This window comes from Aureimonas sp. Leaf454, from assembly GCF_001424685.1.
In the GTDB taxonomy this organism is placed as follows: Bacteria; Pseudomonadota; Alphaproteobacteria; order Rhizobiales; family Rhizobiaceae; genus Plantimonas.
The window spans coordinates 121,476-135,129 of sequence record NZ_LMQT01000019.1 but is presented as its reverse complement, the minus strand read 5'-3'; the positions used below and the strand labels follow the sequence as shown (position 1 = coordinate 135,129).

At 66.0% G+C, this 13,654-nt stretch carries 9 protein-coding genes; 5 read left to right on the top strand and 4 right to left on the bottom strand.

The features are described 5' to 3' along the window. Positions 1-63 precede the first annotated feature (63 nt). Both glmS and ASG43_RS12095 read left to right on the top strand, forming a co-directional pair. Positions 64-1,890, top strand: coding sequence for a glutamine--fructose-6-phosphate transaminase (isomerizing) (gene glmS / locus ASG43_RS12100; protein WP_056505072.1), 1,827 nt, complete (start codon positions 64-66; stop codon positions 1,888-1,890). 136 nt (positions 1,891-2,026) lie between these two features. Continuing rightward, entirely contained in the window at positions 2,027-2,704 is a 678-nt protein-coding gene (locus tag ASG43_RS12095) for a DUF502 domain-containing protein (protein WP_056505069.1), read from the top strand. A gap of 169 nt (positions 2,705-2,873) precedes the next feature. On the opposite strand, the gene recG is transcribed toward ASG43_RS12095, so the two are convergent. Continuing rightward, complete coding sequence (gene recG, locus ASG43_RS12090; RefSeq protein WP_056505066.1) at positions 2,874-4,979, bottom strand: ATP-dependent DNA helicase RecG; 2,106 nt, start codon at positions 4,977-4,979, stop codon at positions 2,874-2,876. A 93-nt stretch (positions 4,980-5,072) separates the two neighbouring features. Between recG and ASG43_RS12085 the strand changes: the two genes are divergently transcribed. Both ASG43_RS12085 and mfd read left to right on the top strand, forming a co-directional pair. Continuing rightward, positions 5,073-5,369: a succinate dehydrogenase assembly factor 2 gene (locus tag ASG43_RS12085; protein WP_056505063.1), complete on the top strand. Its 297-nt coding sequence runs from the start codon at positions 5,073-5,075 to the stop codon at positions 5,367-5,369. Positions 5,370-5,506: 137 nt separating this feature from the next. Next, positions 5,507-8,881 (top strand): transcription-repair coupling factor, encoded by a 3,375-nt coding sequence (gene mfd / locus ASG43_RS12080; protein WP_056505822.1) that lies wholly within the window; start codon positions 5,507-5,509, stop codon positions 8,879-8,881. A 174-nt stretch (positions 8,882-9,055) separates the two neighbouring features. On the opposite strand, the gene ASG43_RS12075 is transcribed toward mfd, so the two are convergent. After that, positions 9,056-10,897 carry an extracellular solute-binding protein gene (locus ASG43_RS12075; protein ID WP_056505058.1) on the bottom strand — a complete coding sequence of 614 codons (1,842 nt, stop codon included), beginning with the start codon at positions 10,895-10,897 and terminating at the stop codon, positions 9,056-9,058. Positions 10,898-11,087: 190 nt separating this feature from the next. Between ASG43_RS12075 and ASG43_RS12070 the strand changes: the two genes are divergently transcribed. Further along, the gene (locus tag ASG43_RS12070; RefSeq protein WP_082490857.1) at positions 11,088-11,792 is read left to right on the top strand and encodes an invasion associated locus B family protein; all 705 of its coding nucleotides are present in this window, start codon (positions 11,088-11,090) and stop codon (positions 11,790-11,792) included. 99 nt (positions 11,793-11,891) lie between these two features. Here ASG43_RS12070 and hspQ read toward each other — a convergent pair whose 3' ends face one another. Both hspQ and ASG43_RS12060 read right to left on the bottom strand, forming a co-directional pair. Continuing rightward, the gene (gene hspQ, locus ASG43_RS12065; protein ID WP_056505051.1) at positions 11,892-12,215 is read right to left on the bottom strand and encodes a heat shock protein HspQ; all 324 of its coding nucleotides are present in this window, start codon (positions 12,213-12,215) and stop codon (positions 11,892-11,894) included. 107 nt (positions 12,216-12,322) lie between these two features. Further along, the gene (locus ASG43_RS12060; RefSeq protein WP_056505048.1) at positions 12,323-13,567 is read right to left on the bottom strand and encodes a UbiH/UbiF family hydroxylase; all 1,245 of its coding nucleotides are present in this window, start codon (positions 13,565-13,567) and stop codon (positions 12,323-12,325) included. Positions 13,568-13,654: the final 87 nt, after the last annotated feature.

Below are 13,654 nucleotides of genomic sequence, written 5' to 3'. Positions count from 1 at the left end.
TCTCGTGCCGGCTTCGCCGAGCCGCTAATCGAGACGCGAAACCCCATCGAGGAGACGCGCTGAATGTGTGGCATCATCGGGATCGTCAGTCATGAGCCTGTCGCGGCGCGCCTCGTCGACTCGCTGAAACGCCTCGAATACCGCGGCTACGATTCGGCGGGCATCGCCACGCTGTCGGCTGCGGGACTCGATCGCCGCCGCGCGGCGGGCAAGCTCGTCAATCTCGAAGCGCATCTGAAGGCGCAGCCGCTCGGCGGCACGATCGGCATCGGTCATACGCGCTGGGCGACCCACGGGGCGCCGACCGAGCGCAACGCTCATCCCCATGCGACGCCGCGCCTCGCCGTCGTGCACAACGGCATCATCGAGAACTTCCGGGAGCTGAAGAGCGAGCTCGCCGCCGACGGCTATTCCTTCGAGAGCGAGACGGACACGGAAGCCGTCGCGGTGCTCGTCACGCGCGAGCTCGACCGCGGGCTGGATCCGAAGGCCGCCGTCGCCGCCGCCCTGCCGCGGCTCGAGGGTGCCTTCGCGCTCGGTTTCGTCTTTTCCGGAGACGAGAACCTCCTGATCGGGGCGCGTCGCGGCAGTCCGCTCGCGATCGGCCACGGATCGGGCGAGATGTTCCTCGGCTCCGACGCCATCGCTCTCTCGCCTTTCACCGATGCGGTTTCCTATCTGGAGGACGGAGACTGGGCGGTGCTCGATCACCAAGGGGTCGAGATCTTCGACGTCTCGGGCGCTCGCGTGGAGCGCGCGATCCGGCGCTCCGTCGGCAAGGCCTTCTACGTGGACAAGGGCAATCATCGCCATTTCATGCAGAAGGAGATCTACGAGCAGCCCGAGGTGCTCGGGCACACGCTCGGCGCCTTCGTCGACCTGACGACCGGCCGCACGCGCATCCCGAACGAACAGTCGCTCGACTTTTCCGCCGTTCGCCGCATGTCGATCTCCGCCTGCGGGACGGGCTATCTCGCCGCGCTGACCGGTCGCTACTATTTCGAGCGGCATGCGAGACTGCCCTGCGACATCGACGTCGCCTCCGAGTTCCGCTACCGCGAGATGCCGCTCGGCGACAGCGACCTCGCGCTCTTCGTCTCGCAATCCGGCGAGACGGCGGATACGCTGGCCTCGCTGCGCTACGCCAAGGAGCAGGGCCTGCGCACCGCCTCCGTGGTCAACGTTCAGGAATCGACGATCGCGCGCGAGAGCGACATCGTCTTCCCGACGCTCGCCGGTCCCGAGATCGGCGTCGCCTCGACCAAGGCCTTCACCTGCCAGCTGATGGCGCTCGCCGCCCTGTCCGTGCGCGCGGGCGTCGATCGCGGCGTCCTGTCGCCTGACGAGGAACTCGCCATGACGCGCGCGCTGGCCGAAGCGCCGCGCCTCGTCAACGAGGCCTTCAAGCTCGAAGCGCAGATCGAAGCGATCGCGCGGGAGCTCTCGACCCACAAGCATGCGCTCTATCTCGGGCGTGGCCTGTCCTATCCTCTGGCGTTGGAAGGTGCCTTGAAGCTGAAGGAAATCAGCTACATCCACGCGGAAGGTTATGCGGCAGGCGAACTGAAACACGGACCGATCGCCCTCATCGACGAGACGATGCCGGTCATCGTCGTCGCCCCGCACGACCGCGTCTTCGAGAAGACCGTCTCGAACATGCAGGAGGTCGCGGCGCGCGGCGGCCGGATCATCCTCATCACCGACGAGAGCGGCGCGAAGGCCGGGGCGGTGACGGCAACCGAGACGATCGTCCTGCCGGACATGCCGGAGATCCTGACGCCGATCGTCTACGCCGTGCCGCTGCAGATGCTCGCCTACCATGCGGCGGTCCACATGGGGACCGACGTCGACCAGCCGCGAAATCTCGCCAAGTCCGTGACGGTGGAATAGGCCCCGTTGCGGCGCGGCAGGGAAAGCTTCCGCACCGCACTTAATTCGCGTTTCCGGCGTCGATTTTCGAGGAAGCCGCGTGCTAGAATCCGCTCACGATGAGGCTTCGCCCTGAAGCCGAACGCTGGGCAGGGTGATGACGCGGCTTCGCAACTACTTCCTCACGGGCTTCGTCATCTGTGCGCCGCTCGCCATAACGGCTTGGGTGACCTGGAGTTTCGTGCGATGGGTCGACGGCTGGGTGAAGCCCTATATCCCGCTTCGCTACACGCCGGATGCCTATCTGCCCTTCGCCATTCCCGGCTTCGGGCTCGTCGTGGCGCTTCTCCTGATCACGCTGGTCGGCTTTCTCACCGCCAGCCTCATCGGGCGCACGGTGGTCGACTGGAGCGAGCGTCTCTTGGGACGCACGCCGCTCGTGCGCTCTCTCTATCAGGCGCTCAAGCAGATCTTCGAGACGGTCTTCTCCAGCCAGTCCTCGTTCAAGCAGGCGGCGCTCATCGAATATCCCCGACGAGGGATCTGGTCGATCGTCCTCATCGCGACGACCGCCAAGGGCGAGATCGCCTCGATCTTCGAGGCAGACGGGCAGGAGATGCTCGCCGTGTTCCTGCCGCCGACCCCCAACCCCACCTCGGGCTTCCTGCTCTACGTGCCGCGCGAGGACGTGAAGATCCTCTCCATGGGCGTCGAGGACGCGATGAAGCTGGTCGTGTCCGCCGGAATCGTGGGGCCTGAGACGGACCGTCCGGTGACGCAAGCCGAGGCGACCAGGATCGTCGAGGAACGGGCGCGCGATCCGGAAGTGGCGTGACCTTCGGAAGGGACGGTCTTCTCCTGTCGTGAGACGAAACGCCGGCGGACGATGAGCGCGTTCTAGGGCGGGGCTCGCCTTCCTCATCCCCGGCCGGGTTGTCCTTCCCGCTGCGAGACGAGCGCGAACTTGGAACCCGCTCGCGCTTCAACCCGATCGGACTCGCGCCTCAACCCGAGCGGAGCAGCCGGATCGCGTCGTCCTTGCCGAAGAGGTAGAGCAGCGTCCGCAGAGCCTCGCCCCGCGGCGAGCGGAGGTCCGGGTCGGTCGTCAGGATGAGGCGGGCATCGTCGCGCGCGGTCTCCAGGAGGTCGGCATGCTTGTCGGTCTGCGCGATGCGAAAGCCGGGCAGCCCGCTCTGCTTGGTGCCAAGAAGATCGCCTTCGCCGCGCAGCTTCAGGTCCTCCTCCGCGATGCGGAAGCCGTCCTCGGTCTCCCGCATGACGGCGATCCGCGCCTTCGCCACCTCGCCGAGCGGCGCCCGGTAGAGGAGGACGCAGGACGAGGCCTTCTCGCCGCGTCCGACCCGGCCGCGCAGCTGGTGAAGCTGGGCGAGGCCGAATCGTTCGGCGTGTTCCACCACGATGATCGAGGCGTCCGGCACGTCGACGCCGACCTCGATCACGGTCGTCGCGACGATGATGCGCGTGCGGCCGGACTTGAAGTCGGCCATGGCCGCGTCCTTCTCATCGCCGGTCATGCGGCCATGGACGAGACCGACCCTGTCGCCGAAGAACTGCTGGAGCACGCGGTGCCGCTCGTCCGCCGCCATGAGGTCGCTCTTCTCGGACTCCTCCACGAGCGGACAGACCCAGTAGATCTTGTCGCCTTCCGCAAGAGCGCGCCCCGCTCGATCGATGATTTCCGAGAGACGGTCCATCGGCACGGCGACCGTGGTGATCGGCTTGCGGCCGGCCGGCTTGCCCTCGAGGCGGGAGACGTCCATGTCGCCGAAGGCCGCGAGGACGAGGGTCCGGGGGATCGGCGTCGCCGTCATCACGAGGAGATCCGGCGCGCGTCCCTTGGCGGTCAGGCTGAGCCGCTGATGGACGCCGAAGCGGTGCTGTTCGTCGACGACGACGAGACCGAGGTCGCGATAGACGACGCTGTCCTGGAAGAGGGCGTGCGTGCCGACGACGATGTCCGTTTCACCCGATGCGATGGAATCCTGCTTGTCCGCCCGAGCCCGTCCGGTGTCCCGGCCGGTGAGGAGCGTCAGGCTCAATCCGGCCTTTTCGCAGAGCGGCGCGAGCGTCGCGGCATGTTGGCGGGCGAGGATCTCGGTCGGTGCGAGCAGGGCGGACTGCGCGCCGGCCTCGGCAGCGACGGCCATCGCCATCAGGGCCACCACCGTCTTGCCCGCGCCGACATCGCCTTGAAGAAGCCGCAGCATACGGTCGTCGTCGGCCATGTCCTCGTGGATTTCGGCAATGGCCTTCCTTTGTCCCTCCGTCAGTTGAAAGGGCAGGGCGGACGTGACGCGCGACTGGATGCGAGCGTCGCCTCGAAGCCGCCGCCCCTTCGACTTCTTGATCGTCTGGCGAGACAAGGCGAGCGCCAGCTGGCCCGCCAGGAACTCGTCATAGGCGAGACGGCGCCATGCGACGCCGAGCGGATCGAGATCGAGCGCGTCGGCGGGGCCGTGCAGACGGGTCAGCGCATCCCCGAAAGGAGGAAACTGGAGTTTCGCCGCGACGCCGGGTTCGATCCATTCAGGTAGAGCGGGCACCTCGGCGAGTGCCGCCGCGATGCCCTTGCGCAAAACCTTCGCGGAGAGGCCGGCGGTGAGAGGATAGACCGGCTCGACCAGCGGCATGGCGCCCGCATCCTCGACCGAGGCCACGAAATCGGGATGGACCATGGAGGGTCGGCCGTTGAACCATTCCACCCGGCCGGACACGATCATCGTCTCGCCGACCGGAAGGAGCTTTTCCATCCAGCCAGCCTGGGCTCGAAAATAGGTAAGGGCGATCTCGCCCGTCTCGTCTTGGCCGAAGACCCGGTAGGGCGCGGAGGTCCCGCGGCCCGGCGCTTGATGGCGATCGATCCGCAGCGTCAAGGTCGAAATCTCGCCCTCGGGCGCGCCGACGATCTCGGCCTTTCGCCGACGATCCACGAGCCCGCTCGGCAAATGGAACAAGAGGTCGCGAACCCTCAGCGCCGCATCCGAGCCGGACGGGATGAGGAGCGTCTTCAGGAGACCGGCGACCTTGGGACCGACGCCGTCAAGCGTCGTGACGGCGGCGAAGAGCGGATCGAGCACGGATGGTCGCATGCGCCTCCTTTATCGCCTCTCCAAGCGCCGGCAAAGGCTGACACCGCAGGATGTTCCCTATATAGACCCGGAGCTCAAGAACATGGATCCGACATGACTGGCACGAGCCGCTCCTCGCACGATCTCGACGTCCGGCGCCGCAAGGCCCTGTTCCGATCCTGGCACCGGGGCACGCGTGAGATGGACCTCGTCCTCGGCCGCTTCGCCGACGCGCTGATCCATGACCTCGACGATTCCGAGATGGACGACTACGAGCTGCTGATGGAGGCGCAGGATCGCGACCTCTTCCAGTGGATGACCGGCGAAACCGCGACGCCCGGCAATTACGACACGCCCGTCTTCCGGCGCATCGTCGCTTTCTACGCGAACGGGGCGGGAGTGGAGCCGTGAGCTCGCCAGAGCGCATGAAGAAGCTCCTTTCGGGTGGCACCGGTTTCTCGATCGGCAACGTGATCGACGGCTACGAGCCTTTTCTCCTGGCCGAGATCGCGAGAGGCCGCGCTAAGGATCGTCCGCTCGTTTTCGTCATGCGCAACGGCAACCGGATGGGTGAATTCGAGGACGCGCTGCGCTTCGTCGCACCCGAACTGCCCGTCCTGACGCTGCCGGCCTGGGACTGCCTCCCCTACGATCGCGTCGGCCCGTCCAGCGAGGCCGGCGCCATGCGCCTGTCCGCGATGACGGCGATTTCCGCCCTGCGCAAGTCGCCGCATCGCGCGCTGATTCTCACCACCGCCAATGCCCTTCTGCAGAAGATGCCGCCGGCCCAAGTGCTCGAGGACGAGACGATCACCGCCAAGGCATCGGGCCGCATCGCGATGGATCACATCGTGCGCGTGCTCCAGCGCGGCGGCTTCGAACGGGTCGCGACGGTGCGCGACCACGGGGAATTCGCCGTGCGCGGCGGCATTCTCGATCTCTTCGCGCCTGGCGACGAGGAACCGATCCGGCTCGACTTCTTCGGCGACACGCTGGAATCGATCCGAGCCTTCGATCCCGCGACCCAGCGTACGACCAGCCAGCGCAAGAGCTTCGAGCTCGCTCCGATCAGCGAAGTCACGCTGAAGGACGAGACGATCAGCCGTTTTCGCACCAATTACATCAAGCGCTTCGGCGCGCCGGCTCGAAACGACGGCCTCTACACCGCCATCAGCGAGGGCCGCCGCTTCTCCGGCATGGAGCACTGGCTACCGCTCTTCTACGAGAAGCTCGACACGCTCTTCGACTATGTCGCGGGCTTTCCGATCGTGCTCGACCATCTCGTGCTGGAAGCCGTCGCCGAACGTCGCAAGACGATCGAGGACCATTACGACAGCCGCAAGCGCGGCGCGTCGGGTGGCGAGGGCATGGGCGATGCGGTGCCCTATCATCCCGTTCCGGCCGACGAACTTTACCTCTCGCCCGACGAATTGATGGGCGGGATCGCGAGCGTCGATCCGATCCGGCTGTCCTCCTACGCCCTGACCGACGCGACCGGTCGCGACATCGTCAATCTCGACGTGAAACGGGGCCACAACTTCGCCGCCGAACGCGCGGGCACCGACGTCAATGTCTTCGAGAAGGCGGTCGAGCATATCTCGAACATGCGCGCCGGCGGCCGACAGGTCATTCTCGCTGCCTGGAGCGAAGGGTCTCGCGAGCGCCTCAGCCAGGTCGTGGAGGAGCATGGGCTCGGCGGCATTAAGCCCGCGGGCAGCCTGAAGCAGGCGCTGGAGTTCGGCAAGAACACGGTCGCATCGGTCGTCCTCGGCATCGAGTCCGGCTTCGAGACCGACCGGCTCGTCGTCATCGGCGAGCAGGACATTCTCGGCGACCGACTGATCCGCAGAGGGCGGCGCAAGAAAAAAGGTTCGGACTTCATCTCCGAGGTCACCGGCCTTGATGCCGGCGACATCGTCGTCCATGTCGATCACGGCATCGGGCGCTTCGTCGGCCTGCGCACGATCGAGGCGGCGGGCGCGCCGCGCGACTGCCTGGAGATCCGCTATTCCGGCGATGATCGACTGTTTCTGCCGGTCGAGAACATCGAACTTCTCTCGCGCTACGGCGGCGAGGGCACGGAGGCCATGCTCGACAAGCTCGGCGGCGGCGCCTGGCAGGCGCGCAAGGCCAAGCTGAAGAAGCGCCTTCTCGACATGGCCGAGGGTCTCATCCGGCTCGCTGCCGAGCGCCAGACCCGAGGCGCGCCGAAGCTCCTTCCGCCGGAAGGCCTGTGGGGCGAGTTCGCCGCGCGCTTCCCCTACGAGGAGACCGAGGACCAGTTGTCCGCGATCGAAGCCGTCGCGGACGATCTCGCCGAGGGGCGGCCGATGGATCGTCTCGTCTGCGGCGACGTCGGCTTCGGAAAGACCGAAGTGGCGCTGCGCGCGGCCTTCATCGCCGCGATGAACGGACTGCAGGTCGCGGTCGTCGTGCCGACCACGCTGCTGGCGCGCCAGCACTTCAAGACCTTCTCCGAGCGCTTCCACGGCCTGCCGTTGAATGTCGCGCAGGCGTCCCGGCTGGTGACCACGAAGGACATCAACGAAACCAAGAAGGGCCTGACGAACGGCACGGTCGACATCGTGGTCGGCACGCACGCCCTGCTCGGAAAGGGCGTGACGTTCAAGAATCTCGGCCTCCTCATCATCGACGAGGAGCAGCATTTCGGCGTGCGGCACAAGGAACGGCTGAAGGAGCTGAAGAGCGACGTCCACGTCCTGACGCTGTCCGCGACGCCGATCCCGCGCACGCTGCAGCTGGCGCTGACGGGCGTTCGCGAACTCTCCCTGATCACCACCGCCCCGGTCGATCGCATGGCGGTTCGGACCTTCATCGCGCCGTTCGATGCATTGGTCGTACGCGAGACGCTGTTGCGTGAGCGCTATCGCGGCGGGCAGAGCTTCTATGTCGCGCCCCGGCTCTCCGATCTTGCCGGCATCCAGGATTTCCTCGCCGATCAGGTGCCGGAGCTGAAGGTCGCCGTCGCCCACGGGCAGATGCCGGCGGGCGAGCTCGAGGACATCATGAACGCCTTCTACGAAGGCCAGTACGACGTTCTCCTGTCGACGACCATCGTGGAATCGGGTCTCGACATTCCCTCCGCCAACACGATGATCGTGCACCGCGCGGACATGTTCGGGCTCGCGCAGCTCTATCAGCTGCGCGGCCGCGTCGGGAGATCGAAGGTTCGCGCCTACGCTCTGCTGACCATCCCCGCCAACAAGACCCCGACGGCCGGCGCCGAACGGCGGCTTAAGGTCCTCCAGTCGCTCGACACGCTGGGTGCCGGCTTCCAGTTGGCAAGCCACGATCTCGACCAGCGCGGCGCGGGCAATCTCCTGGGCGACGAACAGAGCGGTCACGTGAAGGAGGTCGGCTTCGAACTCTACCAGCAGATGCTGGAGGAGGCGGTCGCCGAGATGAAGGGCGTGACGACGGAGACCGACGGCCATTGGTCGCCGAACATCACGCTCGGAACCGCCGTGATGATCCCGGAACCCTACGTGCCGGACCTGCAGCTGCGGATGGGCCTCTACCGCCGGCTGGCCGATTTCACGGACGCACGCGAGATCGATGCGTTCGGCGCCGAGATGATCGACCGCTTCGGCCCGATGCCCGAGGAGGTGGAGCATCTCCTGAAGGTCGTGTTCATCAAGGCGCTTTGCCGGCGCGCCAATATCGAGAAGCTCGATGCGGGTCCGAAGGGCGTCGTCGTGCAGTTCCGCGACAAGACCTTCCAGAATCCGGGAGCGCTGGTCCGTTACATCGGCGAACAGGGCTCGGCCGCGAAGATCCGGCCGGACCAGTCCATCGTTCTCATCCGCGACTGGCCGAAGCCCGAACAGCGGCTGAACGGGGCGGCGACGATCGCGACCCAGCTCGCCCGCTTCGCCGACGAGGCGCAGAAGAAGGCGGCCTGACAAAAAAGCGCCCGGCAAGCCGGGCGCTTTTTAAAAAATCCTGGAGCGCCGGCAGGATCGCGGCGGCTCCGGCAACCGCGATCCCCAGCGCATGGAAGACGCCGGTCACGAGCTTCAAGCGCTCGTTGTGCGGTTTGGCGGCGAGCCGCCGCGATCGATCTGCCTCCGACAGGCTCAGTCCCGGTCGAGCCAGAAGGAGGGCAGATAATATCCAGTCAGCGGGGTCGTCGCGGGATGCTTCACGAAGGACCAGCGCGCGAGACGCTGCTCCCCGATGTAGAAGAGCGGCACGAGGTATTGGCCCGAGATGAGGACACGGTCGTAGGCCCTTGCGGCTGCGACGAAATCCTCTCGAGTTCGAGCCGCCGTCATGGCGTTGATCATGGCATCCGCGGCCGGGTTCGCGACGCCGGCATAGTTGAACGAACCGGGCGCATCGGCGGAAGCCGAGCCCCAGCGGCCACGCTGTTCGGCGCCCGGCGATAGCGTGCCGTTGAACGGCGCGATCAGCATGTCGTAGTCGAAGGCCTGCTTGCGCGACTGGTACTGCGCGTCGTCGACCTGGCGCACTTCGGCATCGATGCCGACCCGCTGGAGCGTGCGGATGTAGCCGAGCGCGATCCGGCTTTGATCGGCGTTCTGAACGAGGATCTCGAAGCGAAGGGGACGGCCGTCCGGACCGGCCATACGACTGTTGGTGATCGAATATCCCGCCGCCTTCAACGCTTCGACCGCCTGACGCATGAGCTTGCGGTCCGAACCCGAACCGTCGCTGACCGCGGGCGTCCAACGCCCCGCCATGACCTCCGGCGTCACCGCCTCGGGGAAGGGCGCCAGGAGAGCCTTTTCCGCCTCCGACGCCGGACGTCCGACGCTCGAAAGATCGGAATTCTCGAAATAGCCGCGGATCCGCTTGTACGAGCCATAGTAGAGATTGGCATTGGCCCATTCGAAGTCGAAGAGGAGACCGAGGGCGGCCCGGACCGCGCGATCCTGGAAAACCGGTCGCCGCGTGTTGAAGAAGAAGCCGTAGACGCCGGCCGGCTTTCCGGTTTGGAAGGTTTCCTTGACGACGCGTCCCTCCCGCACGGCGGGGAAATCGTAGTTCGTCTGCCAGTTCCGGGGATTGCCCTCGCCGTAGACGTAGAACAGCCCCTTCTGGAACGCCTCGAACTGTGCGTTTGCGTCCCGGAAATACTCGATGCTGATGGCATCGTAATTGTCGACGCCGCGCTTGATGGCGAGATCATTGCCCCAATAGTCCGGATTCTTGCGATAGCCGATGCGTCGGCCGGGATCGACGGTTTCGATCACGTAGGGACCCGACCCGATGACCGGCTGCAACGTGGATCGCTCGAACGTCTCGCGATCGAAACCGTGTTCTGGAAGCACCGGAAGTCCCGCCAGAAGAAGCGGAAGCTCCCGATCGGCTTTCTCGTTGAAGGTGAAGCGGATGCCGCGCTCTCCGACCTTCTCGATCCGGGCGACCTTCGACAGCCAGTCGGTGTATTGGGGCCGGACCACGCCGGGGATCTTCATCATGTCGGTCGTGAAGATCACGTCTTCGACACGGACCGGCTTGCCGTCGGAAAAGCGGGCCTTCGCGTTCAGCGTGAACTCGACGAAGGTGCGGGCGTCGTCGGTCTCGACGGTTTCGGCGAGGAGACCGTAGAGGGTGAAGGGCTCGTCCGGCGAACGCTGCATCAGCGGTTCGAAGACGAGATTGCCGAATTCGGGATCGAACCAGATGCCGCGAGCCGTCGTCGCCGCCCCGCGAACGATGACCGGGTTAAGATTGTCGAAGGTGCCGTAGACGCCGTACCGCATCGAACCGCCGCTCTTGGCCGCGGGATCGGTGTAGGGAAGTCGCTCGAAGCCGGCCTTCAGCGCCGGCTCGCCCTGCATGGCGATCGCGTGCCGGGGCTCCGCGACGGTCGGCGCGCAAAACGAGGCGAGAGCGAGGAGTGAGATCGAGAACGCCCGGGCGAGCTGGTGGGCGGGGCTGCAAAGGTGCATGTCGTCGATGTCTCCGGCGCTCGTTCGAGCCGGATTCTTATCGGCTTCGCACAGCCTTGCCCATAGCTGGATCAACGGCTGCCGCACGCCGGACGGGTCTTCAAACGGCCTCATTTGCGAAAGAGTTCGACACCGTCTAAGGAACCTTCGACCCCCGCTTCAGCCAATCTTCAAGGATGCAAGGCCCGTGATGAATCACTCGCTCCATGTCACCAGGAAAGCCCTCCGGTCGGGGATGGCCGGCTTGGCGGTGCTCGGCGCGCTGACCGGGTCGGTCGTGGCGCAGGAAGCTCCGGCCAAGGCGCCGGCCGCGAAGGCTCCGGCGAAGGCGGGCGCCGCCGCTCAGCCGGCCGTTGCCGGCCAGCCCAGCTGGTTCAAGGTCTGCACCCCGCAGGGCGACAACACGATCTGCAACACGCAGTACACGATGATCGCCGACACCCGTCAGCTGATCACCGCGATCAACCTGATCGACGTCAAGGGCAAGGTGAACCAGAAGGTTCTCCAGGTCGTGGTGCCGACGGGCCGCGTCATTCCGGCCGGTATCCAGATGCAGGTCGACCAGAACGCGCCGGCCGCCATCGGCTACTCCGTCTGCTTCCCCGATCGCTGCATCGCCGAGGCGCAGCTGACCGACGCCATCATCAATTCGATGAAGAAGGGCAACGGGCTGACCGTCACTTCGATCAACTTCCAGCGTCAGGCGAACCCGATCAAGATCACGCTGTCGGGCTTCACCGGCGCCTTCGACGGCCCGCCGGCCGCGCAGCCGGAACTGGCCCAGCGCCAGGAAGAGCTGGACAAGGCGCTGCAGAAGCAGGCCGAAACCCGCCGCAAGAAGTTCGAAGACGCACAGGCTGCCGCCAAGACGGGCGAAGCCGCTCCCGCGCAGTAAGGACCGGCTCGGGATTGCAAGACGAAACGGCGGTGGATCGATCGATCCGCCGCCGTTTTGCTGTTCAAGAACCGCGCATCGCCGGTTCGCCCTTGGCCGTCAGTTTCGATGCATGCCCTTCAGGCGGTAAGCGCCGTCGACGGGACCGTCGAAGACTTCGGGCACTTGGGGATGCCGGACCGGCGTGCCGCTGTCGTCCGGCACGAGGTTCTGTTCGGAGACGTAGGCGACGTACTCGCTGTCCGAATTCTCCGCGAAGAGATGGTAGAACGGCTGGTCCTTGCGCGGACGCACCTCCGCCGGGATCGACATGTACCAGTCCTCGGTGTTGTCGAAGACGGGATCCACGTCGAAGATGACGCCGCGGAAGGGAAAGACCCTGTGCCGGACCACTTGGCCGATGAAGAAGCGAGCAGTCTGCATGAGGTCTTGATCTCGAAGGGTGATCGTTCGCGTTCAGAATGCCGGAAAACATCCGGGCGGCGCAATGAGCAAGTCGCGAACGCTGCGTCGTTTCGATATCGACGACGTCAGCTTGGATCGGGATCGAGCCGAGGTCCGACACCGAGCCGGTCGTCGAGATCTCGCGGAAGTCCTCGCAGACCGGCTCCCGGCGAGAGACCTTCGCGTATCGCGAACCGGCGCAGAACGGGAATGCCGGAAAGGGCGGCGAGACCGGCGGCCCGACCGAACTGCGAGGGCAGGAAGCCGGCGAGGAGCGATCGGTTGAGGAGATCGACACCGACCGTCCGGGTCGCGACATCGCCGCGTCGCGCGCGATCGTAGCGCTCCAGCGTCCGCTTCGAACCCGCATCGTCCCGGGAGGTCGCCGCCGCTTCCACGAGGGAAGCGGCATCCCGAAGCCCCAGGTTCAACCCCTGCGCCCCGATCGGGGGGAAGACGTGGCCGGCCTCGCCGACCAGCGCGACGCGCGAGGCCGCCATGCGGGACGCGCGCGCGCCTCCGAGCGGAAAGCTCTGGACCTCGCTGGTGATCTCGATCGCTCCGAGGATCGAATGCATCCGGCGCTCGATCCGCTCGGCCAGACGATCGGGGCGCAGATCCCGGGCGGTTTCGGCCGCGTCCGGCGTATCCACCCAGACGAGGGAGGAATGGCGTCCCGGCAGCGGCACCTGCGTGAAGGGACCGTTTCGTGTGTGGAACTCGGTGGACACATGATCGTGTGGAAGACGATGCGAGAAGTTGAGAACGACGGCGCTCTGTTCGTAGCGCCACTCGCGAACCGTGATCCCGGACCGGCGGCGGACGATGGATTGCCGCCCGTCCGCACCGACCACGAGATCGACGCGGAACATCGCACCGTCGGCAAGTTCGATCGTCGCGCCGTCGGCTTCCACCGTCACGTCGACGACCGGCTCCGAAACGATCGATAGCCGATCCTGCAACGCCGTGGCGCGTGCCTGCAGCAGTTCCAGAAGATCGGCATTCAAGATATTGATACCGAAGGCGGAAAGTCCGATCTCGGACGCCTTGAACTCAGCCGTCGGCGCGCGAAACAGACGGCCGGTATCGTCGACGATTCGCATGGTCGCGAGGCGCGCGCCCTTCTCGGCGATCGGATCGGCGAGACCGATGCGGTCGAGAAACGCGATGGACTCGCCGATCAGGGCGGTGGATCGTCCGTCGGTGCGCTCGGTCGCGGGGGCGACGAGGAGGGTGTCGAAGCCTTCGAGGGCGAGCCCGATCGCGGTGGCGTAACCCGACAAGCCGCCGCCCACGACCGCGATCTCCCGTCTTGAAACCCGTGCCGTCATGGTCCGCTTCTCCGATCGATCCGCCACATCCGCGCGCTCGCACGGGTCGTCGGCCTTGGTTTTCAGACATACGGACGATACACCTGA

Bases quoted from the DNA above. Each gene is read 5' to 3' on its own strand.
- glmS (WP_056505072.1), top strand. From the start codon at position 64: ATGTGTGGCATCATCGGGATCGTCAGTCATGAGCCTGTCGCGGCGCGC.
- ASG43_RS12095 (WP_056505069.1), top strand. From the start codon at position 2,027: ATGACGCGGCTTCGCAACTACTTCCTCACGGGCTTCGTCATCTGTGCG.
- recG (WP_056505066.1), bottom strand. From the start codon at position 4,979: ATGCGACCATCCGTGCTCGATCCGCTCTTCGCCGCCGTCACGACGCTT.
- ASG43_RS12085 (WP_056505063.1), top strand. From the start codon at position 5,073: ATGACTGGCACGAGCCGCTCCTCGCACGATCTCGACGTCCGGCGCCGC.
- mfd (WP_056505822.1), top strand. From the start codon at position 5,507: ATGCGCAACGGCAACCGGATGGGTGAATTCGAGGACGCGCTGCGCTTC.
- ASG43_RS12075 (WP_056505058.1), bottom strand. From the start codon at position 10,897: ATGCACCTTTGCAGCCCCGCCCACCAGCTCGCCCGGGCGTTCTCGATC.
- ASG43_RS12070 (WP_082490857.1), top strand. From the start codon at position 11,088: ATGAATCACTCGCTCCATGTCACCAGGAAAGCCCTCCGGTCGGGGATG.
- hspQ (WP_056505051.1), bottom strand. From the start codon at position 12,215: ATGCAGACTGCTCGCTTCTTCATCGGCCAAGTGGTCCGGCACAGGGTC.
- ASG43_RS12060 (WP_056505048.1), bottom strand. From the start codon at position 13,567: ATGACGGCACGGGTTTCAAGACGGGAGATCGCGGTCGTGGGCGGCGGC.